Origin of the sequence: Methylorubrum salsuginis (genome assembly GCF_900114375.1) — a bacterium.
GTDB classification, from domain to species: Bacteria; Pseudomonadota; Alphaproteobacteria; order Rhizobiales; family Beijerinckiaceae; genus Methylobacterium; species Methylobacterium salsuginis.
On record NZ_FOSV01000024.1, the window covers coordinates 32,276 to 53,384 of the forward strand.

A 21,109-nucleotide genomic window follows, 5' to 3' on the forward strand; every position below is an offset into this window, starting at 1 on the left:
GAATCGACGGGCGAGCAGGAGGCCCGAGCGTATGGTCGGGCGCGAAGAGCGCCCCGCGCAGCGGCCTAGGCGACAGCCGAGGCGTCGAGCGGAGCGAGAAGCCTAAGGCCGCGGACGCAGCCGCCGACGCTTGAGGCCCACTAATCGAAGAGTGCGTCGATGTCCGACTGATCGACGTGGCCCGGATCGTCGTGGAGCTTCGGCCCGTTGAGGAGCGAGCTTTCGTCGTCCGCATCCGGCGCGGCAATGTCGGTGCCCATGAGCTCGCGGAAGCTGTCGAGGCCGCTCCAGGCATCGATGACGCGGTCGAGATGCTCCTCGACGAATTTCAGCACGCCGACGATCTTGCTGATGCGCTGTCCGGTCAGGTCCTGGAAGTTGCAGGCTTCGTAGGCGCCGACGACGCTGTCGAGGATGCCGTCGACGTTCTCCTGCGCCGCCTTGGGAAGGCGCACGCCCCGCAGCATGTTGGCGTTGGTCTCGATCCGCTCGATCGCGCTCAGGATCGTCGAGGTGGCCTGCTCGGTCGATTCGACCACGGCGTCGAGCTCCCCCGCGACGCGGCGCATGCCCTTGCCGGAATTCTCGGAACGGTAGAGGCTTCCGATCTCGGTCTTCGTGCGGGCGATCGCCTCCTTCATCACCTCCAGCTCGTGGCGCATGGCGAAGGCCTCGCCGAGCTCCCGGCGGCAAGCCTCGATGGTCTCGCCCGCGCTCGCCTGGGTGATGCGGCGCAGGTCGTTGATCGCGGTGAGGATCTCGTCGAGGCGCGGGCTCGGCGCGGCCTCCTGCTGCACGGGCGCGACCGGAACCGGCAAGGGGGCGGCCAAACCGAGGCTTTCCTCGATGCGGTAGCGCTTGGTCTTCATCGGTCGTGTCGGCCTTCGGGAGCGTGTCGTCCCGCTACAATCCCGCGCAGTGGTTTCCATTTGCTGAAGGCTTTCGGCCGCAGGGCGCCTTTACCGCCCGTTGACGACACTTCGCCTTTGGCGTGGGGACCGTTTCGATTCACCATCTTCGTTCATCGGCCGCCAGCCGCCGTGCCGGACCCTGGAGGCATCGAGGGGTCAGCCGGGGAGCGGGACGATGCGGTTCGGATGGAGCGGGGCGGCTCTGTGCCTCGCCATGCTGGGGGCGGGGCCCGCCCACGCGCAGGCGCCGGTGCAGCCGGGCCAGTACGGCGGCGGCTTCATCGAGTTCCTGATGACGGGCGGCCCGCAGGGCCCGACGCGCCATCCGGCCGTCGACGGCTACGGCGGGATCGCGCCGCGCCCGGCCTATCAGGCCGCCCCGCGGCCGGAGCCGCGGGCGCGCCTGGCCGCGTTGCCCCTGCAGCCGCCGGCCGAAGAGGCCGGGATCGCCCGCGCGGTCGATCCGCGCTTCGCCCGGCAGGTGGTGGCCTATGACGGTCCGGGCAAACCCGGCAGCATCGTCATCGACACGAACGCCAAGCACCTCTTCCTGATCCAGTCCGGCGGCCAGGCGATCCGCTACGGCATCGGCGTCGGACGCCCCGGTTTCGTCTGGACCGGCGTGAAGACGATCACCAACAAGCGCGAATGGCCGGATTGGATTCCGCCCGCCGAGATGCTGGCCCGACGCCCCGACCTGCCCCGGCACATGGAGGGCGGGCCCGGCAATCCGCTCGGCGCGCGGGCGCTCTACCTCGGCACCTCGCTCTACCGCATCCACGGCACCAACGAGCCGCACACGATCGGCCAGAACGTGTCGTCCGGCTGCATCCGCATGATGAACGAGGACGTGATCGATCTCTACGAGCGCACCCCGGTCGGAACGCGGGTGGAGGTGCTCTGAACGCTTTCCCGCGGCCACGAAGAAGCCCGGCGCCTCGCGGCGCCGGGCTCTTTCATGTCAGGCCAAATCCGGTTGATCCCTTCGGGAGGGCGGATTGGGGCTTCGCTCAGGGGCCGCGCGGGAAGGGATCAGGCCCAGTCGTCGTCGCCGCCGTCGCCGAGGTCGCCCCCGAAATCGCCGCCCGCGTCGCCACCGCCGAAGCCGGCGCTCTGGAAGCCGCCGTCACCGCCGCCCAGCGCCGAGCCGAGGTCCTGGTCGCCACCGCCCTGGCCGCCGAAATAGTTGTTCTCGACGATGGTGTCGCCGCCGCCGGTCAGGCCGGCCGCCGAGGCGCTGCCGAGGCTCGAATGGCCGCCGGCGAAGGCGTTGGAGAGCGCGCTGCCGAGTAGCATGCCGCCCGCCGCGCCCGCCGCCATCGGCAGCGCCGTCGCCAGGAAGCCGCCGCCGCGGGCCGGCTGCTGCTGGGCGTAGCCCGGCTGACCGCCCCAAGGCCCGCCCTGAGGCGGACCGCCGTAGCCGCCCTGCTGGCCGTAGCCCGGCTGCTGCCCGTAGCCGGGCTGTTGCTGGCCGTAGCCCGGAGGCTGCTGGCCCCAACCCTGGCCGGACGAGCGCTGCGGCTCGGGGCGGCTGCCGCCGCCGAAGATGCTCGACAGGAAGCCGCCGCCTCCCGACGATTGCGGCTGCGCCTGCTGCTGGCGGGCCTGTTCGAGTTGCTGGTTGAGGCTCTTGATCGCCTCTTCCTGCACGTAAATCAGCTGCGCCATGGCGTAGGGCGCGTAGGGCTGGCTGCGCAGCTTGTCGGCGATGAAGCGCTCGGCATCGGCATCGCGGGGCTGGCCGGATGCCTGTTCGAGCCGCTGGAAGATGCCGTTGATGATGTCGCGTTCTTCGCTGTTCATGGAGTTGTCCTCCTGGGCGCCGGCGCTGTCGTCCACCGTGCGGTGCCGATGAGATGGGGAGCGGCCGAGCTAATGTAAGAGCCGGACGGGAGGCGGCCTCTCCGGTGGCGCTGGCCTGAAAATCCGCTTCCCTGCGATGAACGAACGAGAGCCCGGTTTCGACCCGTTCAAACGCGCGCGAGCATGAAAAAAGCCCGGCGCTGGGGGCGCCGGGCTTCTTCTGCGATCGGGCGGCAACGGCCCCTGGGGGAGGGCCGTTGTCGGGTTCGGCTTAGTACGAGCCGAACTTGTAGTTGATGCCGGCGCGGACGACGGCGAACTCGGTGCTGCGGTCGCGGGCGGCGCCGCCGGAGGCGAGGACCACGCCCGGGCTGTTGGTGTAGACGAGGCCGCCGGCCGGGGTCGCACCGAAGGCGCCGGTGGTGCGGTTGCCGCGGTCGAGGTTCACGTACAGGCCTTCCACCTTCAGCGTCACGGCCGAGGAGCGGAAGAAGTTCAGGAACGAGTCGGTCGGGAGGGCGTACTCGATACCACCGCCGGCGGCCCAGCCGGTGCGGAAGTCGTCGCTGGAACCGTTCGGCAGGCCGAAGTCGCGGCCGCCGCCGGCGCCGTAGGCGAAGCCGCCGGTGCCGTAGACCAGGGTGCGGTCGAAGGCGTAGCCGAGACGGCCGCGGACGGTGCCGAAGTAGTCGAGGCCGGAGACGCCGTTCGGGTTGAAGATCTGGGTGCCGGCCAGGAACGGCGCGGAGCCCGGGGCGACGGCGAAGCGGTTCCGCTCACGGCCGAAATCGACGTACTGGGCGTCGGCCTCGACACCGATCACGAAGCCCGAGCCCGGCGTGAACTGGTAGTTGTAGCCGATCTGACCGCCGCCGACGAAGCCCTCGTTCGAGTTGCGGCCGTTGCTGAAGGCAATCGCGGCCGTGGTGCCGGGGGCGACGAGGCCCGAGGCGCCGTTCACGCCGAGCACGGTCGGGTCGCGACGGTTGTCGTTGGTGCCGAAACCGTAACCGGCGTTGAAACCGGCGTAGAAGCCCGTCCAGGTGAAGACCGGAACCGGCGTGAAGACCGGCGGCGGGGCGGCGCGGCGCGGAAGGTCGGCGGCGAGCGCCGAACCGGCGACGACGATGCCGGCGAGAGCCGTACCGGCGCGAAGAAGTGCTTGCATCACTCTGGTCCTTTTTGACTGTGCCGGCGCTCACGAGAAGCTCAGCGGCACGGTGCCCCGTATCTATTCCAGCATCTCGGAAGATGCTGTTGCGGCTCGATCACGCCGACCGTCCCGAAGGCGGCCCCTTTGTGGCGAAGATCGTTCGTTGCCGTCCGTTCGATCATGAAACGCCACCAAACGGCCAAGGTTCACTTACGGCCGAGCTTTTTTCGGTGGAGTTCCAGGACAGATTGTCGCGGCTGGTGGGCCGCGGCGATCCGTGACTCGATTGGCTTACGACGATGCGAGTTAAAGACACGTGCGGCACCGCACAAAAGCTCGGCCGCAGCGCATCCCCTCGGGAAGGGTGTGGTTTTCATGCATCGGGCCGGGAAGGGCAGGGCCCGCTGCCGAACAGGCCGGATCGGCGCGCCGATCCGGCGACGTATCCGACCCCATCGCATCGGGCCGGCGGCGCCGAGTTTCTATTGCGCCGTGCAGTCTCGTGAAGCGCCGGGATCCGCTTCGTCCGAATGCGCCCGGCCCCCGCGTCGCAGCGCCTTTGTCCGAGACCCATCGGCAATGATCCTGATGCATCGCCGCTTGCCCCGCGACGGCGGGACGGCGTGCGTCCGCCGGACGCACGGAACGGGGCCATCGGTCCGGTTCCGTGCCGCTTGGTATGAGAACCGGAAACCCCCTCTCGGGACGATGCTTCAGCTCAGGGCGATGGCCGAGATCAGCCGGCCGTAATCCGGCTCGCTCCGGTGGGTGGTGCGGCGGAAGCTGTAGAACCGCGTCGGATCGGCATAGGTGCAGAGTCCGAGCGCCGTCGCCGTCCCGACACCGGCCTCGGCGAGCCGGGCCAGAATGAAGGCCGGTAGATCGAACTGTGCATGGCCCGCGCGGCCCTCCGCGAAAAATCGCTCGGAGCCCGGCACCTCGGCACGGAAGCGGGCGACGAAATCGGCGCCCACCTCGTAGTTGGCCTGTGAGATCGTCGGGCCGAGCACCGCCACGATCTTGCCGCGGGTCGCCCCCAGGCGCTCCATCGCCGCCACCGTCGCCTCGGCCACGCCGCCGAGCGAGCCCTTCCAGCCGGCATGGGCGGCGCCAACGACGCGGTTCTCGGCATCGGCGAACAGGATCGGCCCGCAATCGGCCGTGGCTATGCCGAGCGCCAGCCCCGGCACCCGCGTCACCATCGCGTCGGCCTTCGGGCGCTCAGCGAAGGGGGCCTCGACCGTGACCACGTCGGCCGAGTGCACCTGATACAGGCTGACGAGGTTCTTTTCCGAGGGCAGATCGAGATGCCGGGTCATCCTGGCCCGGTTTTCGGCGACGTTTTCGGGCGCATCGCTCGATCCGAGACCGCCGTTGAGCGAGGCGTAGAGCCCCTCCGACACGCCGCCCTCGCGGGTGAAGAAGGCGTGGCGCAGGCCGGGCAGGGCGGCGAGTTCGGCGGCTTCGATGACCATGAGCGATCCTAGCGTGAGGGGAGGGCGGGCAGCGCCGTGAACGCCGGGTGGCTCACACCGAGCACCTTGAACAGGGCGCCCATGCCGCGCGGGCTCGGATCGGTCAGGCGGGCGACTGCCGCATCGATGACCGCCGCCTGGGTGGCGTCGGCGCGGGCCTTGAGCCGGGCGGCGCGGGCCTCCAGCCCCACCGCAAGGAGGAAGTCGCGCTGCGCCACCGGGCCGTGGATCGTGGCGCCCTCCGCCGCGGCGGCCCGGGCGAGCGCGGAAAAGTCGACGTGGACGGTGAGGTCGGCCTCGCCCGGCCGCGCCAGCAGATCGGCGAAGGCGTGGCCTTCCACCGCCTGCAGCGTGTCGCCGAAGCCCGGATCCGTGTGGCCGTAATCGATGGCGAGCAGCGCGCCGCCGTCGCGCACGAGGCGGCGGGCGAGGTCGCGCATCGCCGACAAGGCCGCGCTCGGCACGGTGAGCACGGCGCCGTCCGGCGCCTCCGCGGTGAGTTGCGGATCGGGCTCCGGATCGAGGCCGAAGGCGAGTGCGCCGTCCTCGCCCAGCCCCACGCGCCGCTCGCACCAACCGCGGGCCGTGCGCACGAACTGGCGGGCCGGGAGTGCGTCGAAGAACTCGTTGGCGATGACGAGGAGCGGCGCCTCGGGCAGGCTCGCCACGCTGTCGTGGAAGGTCGGACCTGCCTCGGCGAGACGCTCGGCCTGGAGCGCCCGCAGCACCGGACTGGTCTCGACGAGGTGGAGGTCGAACACCGCGCCCGCCGCCCGCAGGGCTCGCAAGGCATCGCTCATCAGCGTGCCGCGTCCCGGCCCCAACTCCACGAGGCAGGGCCTGACGGGGCCGGAAAAGCCCGCGAGCAGCGAGGCCGCCCAGGCACCGATCAGCTCGCCGAACATCTGGCTGATCTCGGGCGCGGTGACGAAGTCGCCCCGCGGCCCGAGGGGATCGCGGGTGGCGTAGTAGCCGTGGGCCGGATGGCTCAGGCAGAGCGCCATGTAGCGGTCGAGGCCGATCGGCCCGTCGGTGCGGATCATCCGCGTCAGGACGGAGAGGAGCGGGCTCGCCACGCTCAGATCTGCCCGGCCTCGGCCTGAATCTCCGGACCCTCCCGCCGCGGCCGGGTCACGCCGCGGACGGCCAGCACGATCGCCACGATGCCGACGATCGCCATGGGCACGCAGAGCAGCATCCCCATGGTGATGCCGCCGCCCAGCGCGTTCACATCCTGCCCGAACAGGAAGCCGAGTTGCCGGTCCGGCTCGCGGAAGAACTCGCAGAAGGTCCGGGTCACCGCGTAGCCGAGGACGAAGATCCCGCCGAGGAGCCCCGGCTTGCGGAAGCCGAAGCGGCGCACCGCCAGCGCCATGACGACGAAGAGCAGCAGGCCCTCGGTCGCGGCTTCGAAGAGCTGGCTCGGATAGCGCGGCACCTCCCCCCCCGTCGGGAAGATCACCGCATAGGGGAAGTCGGGCGCGGGCCGGCCCCACAGCTCGCCGTTCACGAAGTTGGCGATGCGGCCGAAGAACAGACCGATCGGCACCACCACCGCGGAGATGTCGAGCAGCGTGAGGCCGCCGAGGCCGCGGGCGCGGGCGAACAACAGCATCGCCAGGACCGCGCCGAGGAAGCCGCCGTGGAACGACATGCCGCCGTTGCGGATCGCCAGGATCTCCAGCGGCCGGTCGAGATAGAGCGGCAGGTTATAGAACAGCACGTAGCCGATGCGCCCGCCGAGCACGACGCCGAGCGCCACCCAGACGACGAGGTCGTCGATGTCGGTCAGGCTCGGGCGCTTCACCCCGCCCCAGAGCGAATCGGCCAGGACCAGCCGGCGCGCGTAGAACCAGCCGCCGATCAGCCCGGCGATGTAGGACAGCGCATACCACTTGATCTCGATCGGCCCGAGCGAGACCGCGACCGGATCGATGGCCGGGAAGGGCAGGGCGAGGAGCGGCGGCATCGGCAGCCCTTGGGCGGTTTTTCCGAACAGGTCGCGCCGCATTGGACCCGCGCGGCTTGGGGCGTCAAGGCGGGCGAGCCATGCGCAGGGGGCCCGAACGGGGCCGCCCGAGGAACGCTGCCGGCCCTTCACGCCACCGCCGTCCTTCCGGGGCGGCGAAGGAGAATCCGGAAACCACGAATGGCTGCAACGGTTCGAGTTCGGTCGGGCATCCCGCATCACGGGTGGATTCGGGTTCCGCTGCACGGCGCCGGAACGGCGGTTGAGGGGCCGGTTGCGCGCGGCCCGCGGACGGGCGCAGAGTTTTCGGCGAACGGGCCTTCGAGGAGACGCCATGCTGGGCAACACGGAGATGGTGGCGCGGCTGCTTCTGGCCGGTGCGATGGGCAGCGTGATCGGGTTCGAGCGGGAGAGGCTGCAATGGGCGGCGGGCCTGCGCACGCACATGCTGGTCTGCGTCGGCGCCTGCCTCTTCATGCTGGTCTCGGCCTTCGGCTTCTCCGATGTGCTCGGCCGCCAGGACGTGGTGCTCGATCCCTCGCGCGTGGCCGCCCAGGTCGTCTCCGGCATCGGCTTCCTCGGCGCCGGCACGATCCTGCTGCGGGGCGAAGTGGTGAAGGGGCTCACCACGGCCGCCAGCCTGTGGGCGGTGGCGGCCATCGGGCTCGCCGTCGGCGGCGGGCTCTACGTCCCGGCCATCGCGGCGACCGGGCTGGTCGTCGGCATTCTGGCCGGCGTGAAGCCGATCGAGGAACGTTGGCGCGACCGGAATCAGGCCTGCGAACTCAAGCTCACCGTCAAGGCCGGCAGCCTCGCCATCGACGCGCTGCCAGAGCTGACCGGCGAGCGCGCCTCGCGCATCCGGCAATTCGTGGTGCGGCCGGGCGAGGAGCCGGGCCTGGAGGAAGTGACCATCACCTTCGCCCGCCTGCCGCGCGCCAGCGTCGAGGCGGTGGCCCGGCGCTTGAGCGACAACCCGGCGGTGATCCGCGTCCGCTCCGGTGACCAAGAATGACGCGATCAGGGCGGGGAAATCGCCACCGCCGGTCTCGTTGCGGCGCGAAACTGCGCTAGGACATCCGCAGCGAAGCTGAGGACTGAGCCGACATGGCTGCCAAGCAGGTCACCACGACCCCCTTTCCGGACCAGAAGCCCGGCACCTCGGGCCTGCGCAAGAAGGTGCCGGTGTTCCGGCAGCCTCATTACGTCGAGAACTTCGTCCAGGCGATCCTCGACTGCATCCCGGATCGCGACGGCGCCACCCTGGTGATCGGCGGGGACGGACGCTTCTTCAACCGCGAGGTGGTGCAGATCGCCATCAAGATGGCGGCGGCCAACGGCATCGGCCGGGTGCTGGTGGGCCGTGACGGCCTGCTCTCGACGCCCGCCGCTTCCTGCGTGATCCGCAAGCATGGAGCGATCGGCGGCATCGTGCTCTCGGCGAGCCACAATCCCGGCGGGCCGGAGGGCGATTTCGGGATCAAGTACAACGGCGCCAACGGCGGGCCGGCGCCCGAAAGCGTCACCGGCGCGATCTTCGAGCGCACCAAGACCCTCACCGAATACCGCATCGCCGATGCGCCCGACCTCGATCTCGGCACGACCGGCACCCACGACATCGACGGCATGAGCGTCGAGATCATCGATCCGGTCGCCGACTACGCCGAACTGATGCACTCCCTGTTCGACTTCGAGGCGCTGCGGCGTCTCTTCGCCTCGGGCTTCCGCATGCGCTTCGACGCGCTCTCGGCGATCACCGGCCCCTACGCCAAGGCGATCCTGGAGGACACCCTGGGGGCCGCGCCCGGCACCGTCGTCAACGGCGAGCCCAAGCCCGATTTCGGCGGTCACCACCCCGATCCGAATCCGGTCCACGCTCACGAACTGTTCGACCTGATGCACGGCCCCGACGCGCCCGATTTCGGTGCGGCCTCGGACGGCGACGGTGATCGCAACATGATCGTGGCGCCGGGCCTGTTCGTTACGCCGAGCGACAGCCTCGCGATCCTGGCCGCCCACGCCCACCGGGCGCCGGGCTACGCGGGTGGGCTTTCGGGCGTCGCCCGCTCCATGCCGACGAGCCGGGCCGCCGACCGGGTGGCGAAAAAGCTCGGAATCGAGGCGTTCGAGACCCCGACCGGCTGGAAGTTCTTCGGCAACCTGCTGGATGCCGGCCGCATCACGCTCTGCGGCGAGGAGAGCGCGGGCACCGGCTCGAACCACGTGCGCGAGAAGGACGGGCTGTGGGCGGTGCTGCTCTGGCTCAACATCCTGGCCGCCACGGGCCAACCGGCGCAGGATCTGGTGCGGGCGCATTGGGCCGAGTTCGGCCGCGACTATTACACCCGCCACGATTACGAGGAGATCGATTCCGACGCCGCCAAGCGGCTGATGGAGGGCTTGCGCGCCCAGGTCGCGAGCCTGCCGGGCACGCAGATCGGCGGGCTGACGGTGAGCGAGGCGGACGACTTCCGCTACGTCGATCCGGTCGACGGCTCGGTCACCGAGGCGCAGGGCGTGCGGATCACCTTCGCGGAGGATGCCCGCATCGTCTACCGCCTGTCCGGCACCGGTACTGCCGGGGCGACGCTGCGGGTCTATATCGAGCGCTACGAGAGCGACCCCGCGCGGCTGGAGCAGCCGGTGGCCGAGGTGCTGGCCCCCGTCGTCGCGGTGGCGCGGGAATTGGCGCAGATCGAGGCGATCACCGGGCGGGCCGAGCCGAGCGTCGTGACGTAGGGCCGGTCTGCTTACCCTCCCCCGCAGAGGGGGGAGGGGTTTTCCGTTGCGACCCGTCAGGTCTGGTTCGGCTTCAGCTGATAGAAGATGTGCCGGCCGATCATGTCCTTGCGCTTGAGCCGGCGGGACCAGCCGGGCTTCACGTAATCGGCGTGGTAGTGCGTCGCGCCGCCGACCTCGCTGAGATAGGTGCGGCCCTCGATCACCGCGCTGGCGATGCGGGTGGCGGTCTGCCACGAGCCGGCGTCGGTGATGCGCAGCGATTTGCCCTCGCAGGCGAAGGAGAACTGGCAGCCCATGAAGCGGTGCCGGTTCTGGTAGACGACGCCGCAGACGCTCTGCGGATAGAGCCCGCTCTTGACCCGGTTCAGCACCACCTGGGCGACCGCGGCCTGACCCTCTTCCGGCTCGCTGCGGGCCTCGAAATAGACGGCTTCGGCGAGGCAGCGCTGCTCCTTGTCCATCGCCTCGGGCCCGATCAGGTCGGCGTAGCGGTGCTTGGCCTCGGGCGAGGCGGCGTCCGCCTCCGGCTCGGTCGGGTGCGGCGCGCGGTCGAGGCGCGGCGAGAAGCCCGGCAGGACGAGGCTCGCCGCGGCGACCTCGATCGGCGTCGCGTCGGCGGGGGCGGGCGTCACCGAGGAGAGGGCGACGGCGCGGGGCACCGCCGGGGTCGCGCCGTCGGACTCGGCGAGCGCGGGAAGGCTGCCGTCGTCGGGCTCGTCGTGCATCGAATCCGGTGTCGCGACGATGCCGGCGGCGATCATGTCGGCGTTCCAGCCCGAGGAAATCGCGCCGGTGGTGGCGACCTCGCGCTCGAACAGGCGCTCCGGCGACAAGGTCGCGTCGGTGCCGGCCGTGGCCGTGAAGGAGATCAGCAGGCCGCTCGCCAGCATCCACGGCACCACCGCCGTGACGATGAAGCGCGGGCCCAGTCCCAGCCCCTTGCCCAGTCCTCGAACGCGACTCGCACGCAACGCCGACATCCCACGCTGAACCATGGCCCGGGGACCGCAGCGTAGCGCACGCGGTGACCCCCGTTCCTCATGGGCGCGAGTTTAAGTGCGAACGTGGTTGCCGGACGGTTAAGTCCGGCGGTGCTCAGTGATGCGGGCGGCCGTGGTGAACGGCGAGCCCGTTGACGACGACGGCGAAGTAACCGGCGCCGCCCTGCGAGGCGATGATCATCCGCCCGGCCTCGCGGTCGCTGTGTTGGGACAGGGCATAGGCCAGCCCCAAGAGCCCGACGGCCGTCGTCAGGCTCGCCAGGATCCAGAGATAGGCGTGCTGCATGGCCCGCGGCCCCGGCGCGACGGCGCCGGCATCGAGAAGGGCGATGGAGGTATCGGGATTGGGCATGTGGCAAGTCCCGCGAGGACCCGGACCATACGACAGGCCGGCGCTCCCGCGCGTGGACTCCCGCTAGCATTGAACGCGCCAACACGACACGGGTTCACCCCGTCATCCGCAAAAATATTGCGCAGCTTGCGCGGGCCCACCGAGGACGACGAAAAAGGGCGGCCGTGCGAAACGGCCGCCCCCGTGGCTCAGGCAACGCTCCGAGGTCGAGGCCTCGGGGTGTCGATCCGGTTACTCGCCCTTGCCGAGCGCCGACTGGGCGGCGGCGAGCCGCGCGATCGGCACGCGGAAGGGGGAGCACGACACGTAGTCGAGGCCGACCTCCTGGCAGAAGCCGATGGAGGCCGGATCGCCGCCGTGCTCGCCGCAGATGCCGAGCTTGATGTTGGCCCGCTGCGCCCGGCCGCGCTCGGTCGCGATCTTGACGAGTTCGCCCACGCCCTCGCGATCGATCGACACGAACGGATCGACGGCCAAAATCCCCTTCTGGGTGTAGGGCCCGAGGAAGGTCGCGGCGTCGTCGCGGGAGATGCCGAGGGCCGTCTGGGTCAGGTCGTTGGTGCCGAAGGAGAAGAACTCCGCCGTCTCGGCGATCTCGCCGGCCTTGAGGGCGGCGCGCGGCAGCTCGATCATGGTGCCGACCTGATATTCGAAGGTCGCACCGGTCTCTTCGGTCACCGCCTTCGCCATGGCGTCGATGCGCGCCTTGACGATGTCGAACTCCATCCGGGTGAAGACCAGCGGCACCATCACCTCCGGGGTCACCGGGGCGCCGGTGTCCTTGGCGGCCTGCACCGCGGCCTCGAAGATCGCGCGCGCCTGCATCTCGGCGATCTCGGGGAAGGCGATGGCGAGGCGACAGCCGCGGAAGCCGAGCATCGGGTTGTGCTCGGACAGCTCGCGGGTGCGGTGGCGGATCTTGTCCTCGCTCACGCCGGTCGCGGCCACGACCTCCTGCACCTCCTCGTCGGTATGGGGCAGGAACTCGTGCAGCGGCGGGTCGAGCAGGCGGATCGTGACGGGCAGGCCCGACATGATCGTGAACAGCTCGACGAAGTCCTGGCGCTGGTAGGGCAGGAGCTTGGCCAGCGCCGCGCGGCGACCCTCGGCATCGTCGGCCAGGATCATCTCGCGCACCGCGACGATGCGGTCGCCTTCGAAGAACATGTGCTCGGTGCGGCACAGGCCGATGCCCTCGGCGCCGAACTTGCGGGCGGCCCGCGCATCGGCGGGGGTGTCGGCGTTGGTCCGGACCTTCATGGTGCGCACCGCGTCGGCCCATTCCATCAGCGCGGCGAAGTCACCCGACAGCTCCGGCTGGAGCATCTTGACCTCGCCCTGGATCACCTGACCGGTCGAGCCGTCGATGGTGATGACGTCGCCCGCCTTCAGGGTGACGCCGCCGACCGTCAGGGTCTGCGCCTTGTAATCGATGCGGATCGAGCCGACGCCGGAGACGCAGGGCTTGCCCATGCCGCGGGCGACCACCGCCGCGTGGGAGGTCATGCCGCCGCGGGTCGTCAGGATGCCCTCGGCGGCGTGCATGCCGTGGATGTCCTCGGGCGAGGTCTCGATGCGCACGAGGATCGACTTGCGCTCGGCCTTGCGGGCGGCCTCCGCGGCTTCCGAGTTGAACACGATCTCGCCGACCGCCGCGCCGGGCGAGGCGGGCAGGCCCGTGGCAATGACCTTGCGCTCGGCGTCCGGATCGATGGTCGGGTGCAGGAGCTGGTCGAGCGCGCCCGGCTCGATCCGCTTGATCGCCTCGTCCTTGGAGATCAGGCCCTCGCCCGCGAGTTCGACGGCGATGCGCAGCGCCGCCTTGGCGGTGCGCTTGCCGTTGCGGGTCTGGAGCATCCAGAGCTTACCCCGCTCGATGGTGAACTCCATGTCCTGCATGTCGCGGTAGTGCTTTTCGAGGATCCCGTAGATCCGCGTCAGCTCGGCGAAGCTCTCCGGCATCGCCTTTTCCATCGACGGCTTGTCGGACTTGGCCTCGATCCGGGCCTTCTCGGTGATGTCCTGCGGGGTGCGGATGCCCGCCACCACGTCCTCGCCCTGGGCGTTGATGAGGAACTCGCCGTAGAGCGCGCTCTCGCCGGTGGAGGGGTTGCGGGTGAAGGCGACGCCGGTGGCCGAGGTGTCGCCCATGTTGCCGAACACCATGGCCTGGACGTTGACGGCCGTGCCCCAGCTCTCGGGGATCTGGTTCAGCTCGCGGTACTTCTTCGCCCGCGGGATCATCCACGAATCGAACACCGCGCCGATGGCGCCCCAGAGCTGGTCCTCGGGCTTCTGCGGGAAGTCCGAACCGTGCTCGTCGCGGACGATCTTCTTGTAGACGCCGATGAGGTGCTTCCAGTCGTCGGCCTTGAGGTCGGTGTCGAGGCTGAAGCCCTTGCCGTCCTTGTAGTGCTCCAGCGCCTCCTCGAAGGCGTGGTGCTCCACGCCGAGCACGACGTTCGAGTACATCGTGATGAAGCGGCGGTAGGAATCGTAGGCGAAGCGCTCGTCGTCGGCGTCCTTGGCCAGCGCCTCGACGGTCTGGTCGTTGAGGCCGAGGTTCAGCACCGTGTCCATCATGCCCGGCATCGAGGCGCGCGCGCCCGAGCGGACCGAGACGAGGAGCGGCTTGTCGGCATCGCCGAAGCGGCGGCCCGTCAGTGCGCCGACCTTCTCCAGCGCAGCCTTCACCTCGTCGGCGAGTTCCGCCGGGTAAGTCTCACCGTGCTGGTAATAGTAGGTGCAGACTTCCGTCGTGATGGTGAAGCCGGGCGGCACCGGCAGGCCGAGGTTCGACATCTCGGCGAGGTTGGCGCCCTTGCCTCCGAGGAGGTTGCGCATCGACGCCTCGCCCTCGGCCTTGCCGTCACCGAAGGAATAGACCCATTTCGTCATCAGGCTCTCCGCTGGCGGATGGCACGAATGTCTCTCGACTTGGGCCCCGCGGCGCCGGCTGCGGGCGGGGTTTCGGGCCCGGGACCGGGGGGGTCGAGAGTCATCCTATCGCATCGTTCCCGCGGGCGTGGCGCATCTCTTCTTGCAGCGCAAGGAGAAGCTTTGCACTGCGCACACGCCACAGTGACGATGCGAACGGACTGTCAGAATCTTCGTCAGGGGATCACGTGAACGGGCGCAGGACGCCCAGTCCGATCAGGCCGACGGCGATCAGGTAGATCGCCACGATGTAGTTCAGGAGTCGCGGCGCGATCAGGATCAGCACGCCGGCGGCGATGGCGATGATCGGCTGGAGATGCGAGATCGTGACGGTCATGAGCATCCTTTCTTGATCGTGGCTGGGGACGTCTTCGCGTCCCGGCCGCATCAAGCCAGGGTCTCTATGAACGGGGCATGGCGCTGCGACTTTCGGCAAAGCGACATCCGCTTCGCCGGAACGCGCGGAGGCTCACCTCCGGTGGCTCACACCCGGTACTTGCCGCCGCGCTTCACCAGCACCCGCGTGCCCACCGGCACCCGCTCGTAGAGGTCGACGATGTCCTCGTTGAGCATGCGCACGCAGCCCGAGGACATCTGCTCGCCGATGCTCCAGGGCTCATTGGTGCCGTGGATGCGGAACAGCGTGTCGCGGCTGCCCTGGTAGAGGTACAGCGCCCGGGCGCCCAGCGGATTGTCGACGCCGCCCTTGCGCGAGCGGTCGATCTCGGGGTGGAGCGAGACCATCGTCGTGGTCGGCGTCCAGTCGGGCCAGACCCCTTTTCGGGCGATGCGGGCCTCGCCCTTCCACGAGAAGCCGAGCTTGCCGACGCCGACGCCGTACTGGATCGCCCGGCCGCCCTCCTGCACTAGGGCGAGCTGACGCTTGTCGATGTCGACCACGATGGTCCCCGGCGCCTCGGGGCCGGCATAGGCGACCTCCTGGCGGCGATACTTCGGATCGAGCCGGGAGGTGTCGACCAGCGGCACGTCGTGCGGCTTGTCCGGCATGGTGCCGATATACCAAGCCGATTCGTCGTCGAGCGCGGCCGTCGGGCCCGGGCCGGAGGATTTGCAGGCCGCGAGCGGCACGAGGCAGAGCGCGGCGAGCAGCGTCCGGCTGACGGAGGAGCGGGCGAACCTGCGGGCGTGCATGGCCACTCCGTTGCGGGCGTCGCGGGACGGGGGTCGATGGAACGTCATGCCCCATGACTAGCCGCAGCCGGGCGGTTCGGGTGTGACCTGCGGGCCGCAGGGGCCCAGGAACGACGCCTCGCCGGGGCGCGGCCTCGCGTTATCTTGAGCGGAGCGCCGCGACCGAGGCCCGAGAGCCATGCCCGAAACCGAGACTCTGACCGTCGAGACCGATCCGCTCGACACCGTGGCGCTGGCCCCCGCGATCCATCTCGACCATTGCGTGATCCACGTCTCCGACTGGGCGCGCGCGACCGCGTTCTACCGCGACGTTCTGGGCGCCGAGGTGATCCCGGTGGGGAAGGGCGTGGCGTTCCGCTTCGGCGGGGTGCAGCTCAACGTCCACGGTCCCGGGCAGATCGGCGAGCCGCGTGCGGCGAAACCCGTGATGCCCGGCGGCAGCGACCTGTGCTTCCGCTGGTCGGGTTTGATCGAGGACGCGGTGGCGCATCTTTCCGCGCACGGGGTGCCGGTCGAACTCGGACCGGTCGAACGCAACGGGGCGGCCGGAGCCGGGATCAGCGTCTATTTCCGCGATCCGGACGGCTCGCTGCTGGAGTTCATCACGTACCCGACGGCTTAGAGCGCATTCCGACGAAGTGGAAACCGGTTCGTCGCAAGAATGCGCGGCAAAGCAAAGAGCGAGAGACGCAGGTCGGATACGGCTCGAGCGCGGCGTCGCTACGCCCCGCCGCGCTCGGCGAGCCGCTGGTTGGTCTGCTCCAGGCGCAGCGCCAGATCGCGCATCACCGCGATGCCGATCTGCGGAAACTGCGCCAGCAATTCGAGGAACACGTCGCGGTCGATTCGAAGCGCCGTCGTCGCGCCCTCGGCGGTCACGGTGGCCGAGCGGGGCTGGTCGGCGAGGATGCCCATTTCGCCGACCAGGGCGTTGGCCCCCAGAAGCGCGAGGCGCACCGGGCCGTACGGACCGTCGATGGCGACCGAGGCGCTGCCCTCCAGGATGAGGTAGGCGGCATCGGCCGCCTCGCCGCGGGCGAAGAACAACTGGCCCTCCTCGAAATGCACCCGCTCGCTGGTGAAGGCGAGAAGCTTGAGGCGCGCGGGCTCGACCTCGCGGAAGAGCGGCACCTGCCGCAGCGAAGTCACCTCGTTGTCGAGGGTCATTTTCGTCTCCGATCCGCCGTCATCGATGGCGCGGGAAAGGGCGGCGCCTAGACCCGGAGACCGACCCTGTCAAAGTCGGGAAGCGCCGTCAGGAGCGGGGCGCGGTCGAAAGCCCGATCTCGCCCGGCACCGGCGCCTCGCGCTTCACGCTGGCATTCGGTTGAGGCGAATCGATCGGCTCCTCCCGCACGGTCGGCGTGCGGCTGTCCTCCGGGGCCGGCATCGGCGGCAGCGGGGTGTCGTTTCGCGCCTGGGGCTTGGCCGCGGCCGCAGGCTTTACCATATGTCGATTGGTCATTTCCGGTACCCTCCGGACGTGACGGGGCCTGTGCACGGCCTGTTCACAAGTCCGCGTAAATCCTTGTCCTTGCATTCGTAACGTCTGGACTGGACAGGGGTTTCGCACTCGACCGTGATCGATACGGCCAAGGAACCATCGATTGCGCTGAAGGTTGAGGAACGTGTGAAAAATCGAGCCTGAGGAGGCGTCAATGGCTACTGGAAACTCGACCTCGAAGCGAGGTTTCGCGTCCATGAACATCGAGCGTCAGCGCGAGATCGCCAGCAAGGGCGGCCGTTCGGTCCCGGCGGAAAAGCGTTCGTTCTCGCAGGACCGCGAGCTGGCCTCGTCGGCGGGCCGCAAGGGCGGGCAATCGACCGGCCGTACCGGCGAAGCCTGATTCCGGACGGGGGCGCACCGCGCGACAGGCGCGTCGTGCCGCCCCGGCCGATAAGAACGATGGACCTCAAACTTTTTCGACAGGCGCCCCCGGCGTCTGTTTTTGTTTGTCCGGCGTCTCCGCGTCCGCCCGTGCGAGCGAGCGCCATTTCAGCACCAGAGCCTCGAAGGTTTCGAGTTCGCCGGCGTCCAGCTGGCCGAGCGTGCGGGCGACATAGGCCGCCTGCGCCTCGATGCCGCGGGTGGCGAGGTCCGCCCCGGTGGAGGTGAGGTGGAGGGCGTGCGAGCGCCGGTCCCCGGGGATCGGCCGCCGCTCGACGAGGCCGGCGTCCACGAGGCGGTCGATCAGGCCCGACACGTTGCCCTTCGTGACGTAGAGCCGCCCGGCCAGCTCCTGCTGGGTCAGCCCCTCGCGCTCCGACAGGGTCGACAGCACGTCGAATTGCGGGATCGACAGACCGGTGCCGCGCAGCTCCGCCGCCACCGCCGCCGTGACGCGACGGCTCAAGCGGATGAAGCGGAACCAGACGCGCAGCGGATCGGGCTCGGCGCTCGTCTCGGAGGGGGGCGGCTGCGACATGCTCTTCAGGCATATACCAGAGCCGCGACGCGCGGGCAGCCGAGTGGCGCCCTTCGCCCCCAGGCGATACAGTCCGGCTCCGATTATCCCATCCCGCCAGGGCGATGCGCCGTCAGATCCTCGACGAACCGGTGACGCGCGCGGGCCGCTACGCCCGCACGCTCGCGATCTTTTCCGCCCTCGTCACCGGGATGGCCGTGCTGCTCGTGCGCAGCGCCTCCGCCGAGGCGATGCCGGCCATGGCGGTGCTCGGCAGCGGCGTCGCCCTGTCGGTCGTCGCCGTCCTGTTCGCCCTGTTCGCCTTCGTGCGGGTCTGGCGCGAGGGGGCCGGCGGCCTCGGGGCGGCGGTCGGCGGGCTGTTTCTCGCAAGTCTCGTGCTGGCCTATCCGGCCTACGCGGCGCTGAAGGGCGTGCGGCTGCCCGCGATCACCGATGTCTCGACCGACACCGAGCGCCCGCCCGCCTTCTCGCGCTCGCGCCTCGCCTTCGCGGCGCGCGAGGGCCGATACCCACCCGATCCCGGCCCCAAGGCCCGGGAGTTGCAGCGGGCGGCCTATCCGCAAATCGCGCCGCTGACCCTCGATGTCGAGGCGGATCAGGCGTTCGAACTCGCCCGCAAGGCGGCGGTGAACCGAAAATGGCAGATCGTCGAGGCGATCCGCCCCGGCGGGCGCATGGGCAACGGAAGGATCGAGGCGGTGGCCCGGTCGCGCCTGCTCAACCTGCCCGCCGACATCACCGTGCGGGTCCATCCCCGTGCCGACGGCGCCCGCATCGACGTGCGCTCGGCCTCGCGCCTCGGCACCCGCGATCTGGGCGACAATGCCGACCGCATCCGCTCCTATCTCGACGAGGTGGCGAATCTCGCCATCGCGCTGAAGTAGCTCACGCCGGCCGGAAGCGCCCGTCGAGCAGCGGCGGCCCGTCGGTGACGACAAGGCCGCGCTCGACCAAGTCCTCGAGATGGGCGAAGACCGAGAGCGCGGCGGCGCCGAGCAGCTTCGGGCTCAAGCCCTGATAGACCGCGCCGACGATGGCGCGGATGTCCTCGTCACCCGCCGTGAGCCGTGCGCGGATCGCCGCCTCGCGCTGGCGGCGATGGGCGGCGAGCCCCCGGACGAAGCGGCGCGGATCGCGCACCGGACCGCCATGGCCGGGCCAATAGAGCGTCTCCCCGCGCTCGCGCAAGCGGTCGAGCGAGGCCATGTAGGCGCGCATCGAACCGTCCGGCGGGGCGACAATCGAGGTCGACCACGCCATCACGTGATCGCCCGAGAACAGCGTGTTCTCCTGCGGCAGGGCGAAGGCGAGGTGGTTCATGGTGTGGCCGGGGGTCGCCACCGCGGTGAGCGTCCATCCTTCGCCGTCGAGGCTCTCGCCGTCGGCGAGTGCGCGGTCGGGGCGGTGCTCGCGGTCGGCGCTGGCATCGAGCACCGGCAGCTCGTTTTCGGCCAACTCGCGGGCGGCGCGATGCGGCCCGCAGCCGACGATCGGCGCACCGGTCAGCGCCTGGAGCAGGCGAGCCCCCGGCGAGTGGTCGCGATGGGTGTGGGTGACGACGACGGCCGTGACGCGCTCGTCCCCGAGATCGGCGAGCAACGCCTCGACATGGCCGGCGTCGGAAGGCCCCGGATCGATCACCGCCACACGGCCCCGCCCGACCACGTAGCTGCAGGTGCCGCTCGCGGTGAACGGTCCGCCGTTGGGGCAGATGCGCCGCCGCACCAGCGGCGTCAGGGCTTCCATCCGCCCGGCGGGCGGCAGGGCGCCGTCCGGATCGGGAGGAGGGGCGGACGCCTCAGGCGCCTCGTCGTGGGGTCGGCTCATGCGGGGCTGAAGGTCGGCGAGGGTCGGGCGAAAAAATACGCGGGAGCGCTCGCCTACGACAGCCGGGGCGGTTCGCCAAATCCCGCGCCCTGCTCAGCGCTCGAAGGGCGAGGGCACGACGACGCGCACCGGGGCGAAGCCGGCGCTCGCGGTCTCGACCGGCGCGAAACCGTAGCCGCCCTCGGCGCCGTCCCTACGCAGACGTGCGACCTGAACCTCGGCGGTGCGGATGCGCTGCGAGCGGTTCTCGGCGAGCCGCAAGACGCGCCGGAAGGCCGCCGCGTCGGCGTCCCGGCGGATCGCACCGACGCGGGCCTCGATGATGCGCCGGCTTCCCTCGCCGATCCGCGCCTCGCGGTAATCGGTCAGGACCGGGCCGTTGCGGGTGAGGGCCGTCACCACCTCGGCGCTGTCCTCGGTGGCGAAGATGTCGCCCGCCCGCAGGGTGCGGTCGTCGGCGGCGCCGAGCCTGGGACCGGTGGCGCCGGGTGGGTTGCAGGCGCATTGGGCGACGCGCGTGCGCCGGTAGAGGTTGGCCCAGGGGGCCGAGAGATAAGGCTGGCCCGCGAGGCTCACGGCTTTTTCGTAGGCGCTCTCACCGGAGGCGAGGGTGAAGAGGTCGGTGCGGGTACCGGGGCAGGCGGCGGCGCAGGCCGCCTGATGCACGGGGAGGTCGCCCGGATTCCTGAGGCGGCCGACCGGGAAGGCGTAGCCGTCGCACAGGCGCACGCAGACGGTCTGCGTGCCCTTGAGCGGGCCGGGAGCGGCCGCCGACGAAGCGGGCCGCACCGTTCGGGCGCGCAGGCGCGGCGTCTGCTGTGCGAGGCGGCGCGCCGGCTCGATCTTTCGGACGTCGGGCAAGGCCGAGTAGCGACGCGGCGTCTTGCGGGGCATCTCGATCGCCGCCGCGACCGGCGCGGCCGCGGGCTTCTGCGGACCGAACAAGGCGTCGAACATGTCGGCGAAGAGGCCGCGCTCGGAGGCACTGACGACCGTGGTGCCGGCGAGGCCGAGCGTGATCCCGATCAGGGCCGCCGCCCAGGCGCGGCGCGGCCGGGTCTGCGGGCGCGGCCGGGCAGGAGCCCGCATCCACGCTCCGGGCGCACGCTTGCCGAAGGCCATCCCGATCCGTCTCCCACGGCGCCTCGCCGGCCCGCTCCGGTTGCGCCTGGGCCAGCTAGGACGGCCCGGGGGAGGCGGGCAATTGCGGCAAACCACCGAGGCCGGCGGGGTCCAAGGCCGCCCGAGCCGGACGAAAGACGTCTTGGCAGGCAAGGCCTTGGCCCGGCATCCGAAATGGAATCGCTATTCGATTCGGGCCCCGTCCCGCGACCGCCACAGACATGGGGATGGCACATCCG

At 70.3% G+C, this 21,109-nt stretch carries 23 protein-coding genes; 7 read left to right on the top strand and 16 right to left on the bottom strand.

Annotated elements, in window-relative coordinates:
* Positions 1–140: 140 nt before the first annotated feature.
* Positions 141–869, bottom strand: a complete 729-nt coding sequence (locus BM140_RS21015; protein ID WP_091950775.1) for a chemotaxis protein — start codon at positions 867–869, stop codon at positions 141–143.
* Positions 870–1,086: 217 nt separating this feature from the next.
* On the opposite strand from BM140_RS21015, the gene BM140_RS21020 reads away from it, so the two are divergent.
* On the top strand, positions 1,087–1,815 hold the full coding sequence (locus BM140_RS21020) for a L,D-transpeptidase (RefSeq protein WP_091950777.1): 729 nt from the start codon (positions 1,087–1,089) through the stop codon (positions 1,813–1,815).
* A 128-nt stretch (positions 1,816–1,943) separates the two neighbouring features.
* Here BM140_RS21020 and BM140_RS21025 read toward each other — a convergent pair whose 3' ends face one another.
* Positions 1,944–2,714, bottom strand: coding sequence for a DUF2076 domain-containing protein (locus tag BM140_RS21025; RefSeq protein ID WP_091950779.1), 771 nt, complete (start codon positions 2,712–2,714; stop codon positions 1,944–1,946).
* 271 nt (positions 2,715–2,985) lie between these two features.
* Complete coding sequence (locus BM140_RS21030; protein WP_091950781.1) at positions 2,986–3,882, bottom strand: outer membrane protein; 897 nt, start codon at positions 3,880–3,882, stop codon at positions 2,986–2,988.
* A gap of 89 nt (positions 3,883–3,971) precedes the next feature.
* Between BM140_RS21030 and BM140_RS25980 the strand changes: the two genes are divergently transcribed.
* Positions 3,972–4,148 carry a hypothetical protein gene (locus BM140_RS25980; protein ID WP_165616513.1) on the top strand — a complete coding sequence of 59 codons (177 nt, stop codon included), beginning with the start codon at positions 3,972–3,974 and terminating at the stop codon, positions 4,146–4,148.
* A 432-nt stretch (positions 4,149–4,580) separates the two neighbouring features.
* Here the strand turns inward: BM140_RS25980 and pgeF are convergent, their stop codons facing one another.
* The 3 genes from pgeF to lgt are packed head-to-tail and all read right to left on the bottom strand — an operon-like array spanning position 4,581 to position 7,311.
* Positions 4,581–5,342, bottom strand: a complete 762-nt coding sequence (gene pgeF, locus BM140_RS21035) for a peptidoglycan editing factor PgeF (protein WP_091950783.1) — start codon at positions 5,340–5,342, stop codon at positions 4,581–4,583.
* Positions 5,343–5,350: 8 nt separating this feature from the next.
* On the bottom strand, positions 5,351–6,385 hold the full coding sequence (locus tag BM140_RS21040) for a class I SAM-dependent methyltransferase (protein WP_425287077.1): 1,035 nt from the start codon (positions 6,383–6,385) through the stop codon (positions 5,351–5,353).
* 35 nt (positions 6,386–6,420) lie between these two features.
* The gene (gene lgt, locus BM140_RS21045; protein WP_091950846.1) at positions 6,421–7,311 is read right to left on the bottom strand and encodes a prolipoprotein diacylglyceryl transferase; all 891 of its coding nucleotides are present in this window, start codon (positions 7,309–7,311) and stop codon (positions 6,421–6,423) included.
* Positions 7,312–7,645: 334 nt separating this feature from the next.
* Between lgt and BM140_RS21050 the strand changes: the two genes are divergently transcribed.
* Positions 7,646–8,326 carry an MgtC/SapB family protein gene (locus BM140_RS21050; protein ID WP_091950785.1) on the top strand — a complete coding sequence of 227 codons (681 nt, stop codon included), beginning with the start codon at positions 7,646–7,648 and terminating at the stop codon, positions 8,324–8,326.
* A 92-nt stretch (positions 8,327–8,418) separates the two neighbouring features.
* Positions 8,419–10,050 (top strand): alpha-D-glucose phosphate-specific phosphoglucomutase, encoded by a 1,632-nt coding sequence (locus tag BM140_RS21055; RefSeq protein ID WP_091950787.1) that lies wholly within the window; start codon positions 8,419–8,421, stop codon positions 10,048–10,050.
* A gap of 56 nt (positions 10,051–10,106) precedes the next feature.
* Here BM140_RS21055 and BM140_RS21060 read toward each other — a convergent pair whose 3' ends face one another.
* The 5 genes from BM140_RS21060 to BM140_RS21080 form a co-directional block, all read right to left on the bottom strand.
* Positions 10,107–11,024: a cell wall hydrolase gene (locus tag BM140_RS21060; RefSeq protein WP_425287076.1), complete on the bottom strand. Its 918-nt coding sequence runs from the start codon at positions 11,022–11,024 to the stop codon at positions 10,107–10,109.
* A gap of 124 nt (positions 11,025–11,148) precedes the next feature.
* Positions 11,149–11,406 carry a hypothetical protein gene (locus tag BM140_RS21065; RefSeq protein ID WP_091950791.1) on the bottom strand — a complete coding sequence of 86 codons (258 nt, stop codon included), beginning with the start codon at positions 11,404–11,406 and terminating at the stop codon, positions 11,149–11,151.
* Between the two features lie 231 nt (positions 11,407–11,637).
* Positions 11,638–14,304: a pyruvate, phosphate dikinase gene (gene ppdK, locus BM140_RS21070; protein ID WP_091950793.1), complete on the bottom strand. Its 2,667-nt coding sequence runs from the start codon at positions 14,302–14,304 to the stop codon at positions 11,638–11,640.
* Positions 14,305–14,527: 223 nt separating this feature from the next.
* Positions 14,528–14,680, bottom strand: a complete 153-nt coding sequence (locus tag BM140_RS21075) for a DUF3096 domain-containing protein (protein ID WP_091950851.1) — start codon at positions 14,678–14,680, stop codon at positions 14,528–14,530.
* 146 nt (positions 14,681–14,826) lie between these two features.
* Positions 14,827–15,495 carry a L,D-transpeptidase gene (locus BM140_RS21080; protein ID WP_091950795.1) on the bottom strand — a complete coding sequence of 223 codons (669 nt, stop codon included), beginning with the start codon at positions 15,493–15,495 and terminating at the stop codon, positions 14,827–14,829.
* Positions 15,496–15,673: 178 nt separating this feature from the next.
* On the opposite strand from BM140_RS21080, the gene BM140_RS21085 reads away from it, so the two are divergent.
* Positions 15,674–16,117 (top strand): VOC family protein, encoded by a 444-nt coding sequence (locus tag BM140_RS21085; protein ID WP_091950797.1) that lies wholly within the window; start codon positions 15,674–15,676, stop codon positions 16,115–16,117.
* A gap of 98 nt (positions 16,118–16,215) precedes the next feature.
* On the opposite strand, the gene BM140_RS21090 is transcribed toward BM140_RS21085, so the two are convergent.
* Together BM140_RS21090 and BM140_RS21095 are read right to left on the bottom strand one after the other, a co-directional pair.
* Positions 16,216–16,662 (bottom strand): Crp/Fnr family transcriptional regulator, encoded by a 447-nt coding sequence (locus tag BM140_RS21090; RefSeq protein WP_091950799.1) that lies wholly within the window; start codon positions 16,660–16,662, stop codon positions 16,216–16,218.
* A gap of 88 nt (positions 16,663–16,750) precedes the next feature.
* Positions 16,751–16,960 (bottom strand): hypothetical protein, encoded by a 210-nt coding sequence (locus BM140_RS21095; RefSeq protein ID WP_091950800.1) that lies wholly within the window; start codon positions 16,958–16,960, stop codon positions 16,751–16,753.
* Between the two features lie 193 nt (positions 16,961–17,153).
* Between BM140_RS21095 and BM140_RS21100 the strand changes: the two genes are divergently transcribed.
* Positions 17,154–17,342 (top strand): con-10 family general stress protein, encoded by a 189-nt coding sequence (locus BM140_RS21100; protein WP_091950803.1) that lies wholly within the window; start codon positions 17,154–17,156, stop codon positions 17,340–17,342.
* A gap of 66 nt (positions 17,343–17,408) precedes the next feature.
* Here BM140_RS21100 and BM140_RS21105 read toward each other — a convergent pair whose 3' ends face one another.
* Entirely contained in the window at positions 17,409–17,921 is a 513-nt protein-coding gene (locus tag BM140_RS21105) for a MarR family winged helix-turn-helix transcriptional regulator (RefSeq protein WP_091950805.1), read from the bottom strand.
* 104 nt (positions 17,922–18,025) lie between these two features.
* Between BM140_RS21105 and BM140_RS21110 the strand changes: the two genes are divergently transcribed.
* A complete protein-coding gene (locus BM140_RS21110) occupies positions 18,026–18,805 on the top strand; it encodes a DUF1499 domain-containing protein (protein ID WP_091950807.1) in 780 nt (259 codons plus the stop codon).
* Position 18,806: 1 nt separating this feature from the next.
* On the opposite strand, the gene BM140_RS21115 is transcribed toward BM140_RS21110, so the two are convergent.
* Positions 18,807–19,667 carry an MBL fold metallo-hydrolase gene (locus BM140_RS21115; RefSeq protein WP_244535558.1) on the bottom strand — a complete coding sequence of 287 codons (861 nt, stop codon included), beginning with the start codon at positions 19,665–19,667 and terminating at the stop codon, positions 18,807–18,809.
* A gap of 174 nt (positions 19,668–19,841) precedes the next feature.
* Positions 19,842–20,837, bottom strand: coding sequence for a DUF2865 domain-containing protein (locus tag BM140_RS21120; RefSeq protein WP_244535553.1), 996 nt, complete (start codon positions 20,835–20,837; stop codon positions 19,842–19,844).
* Between the last annotated feature and the right edge of the window lie 272 nt (positions 20,838–21,109).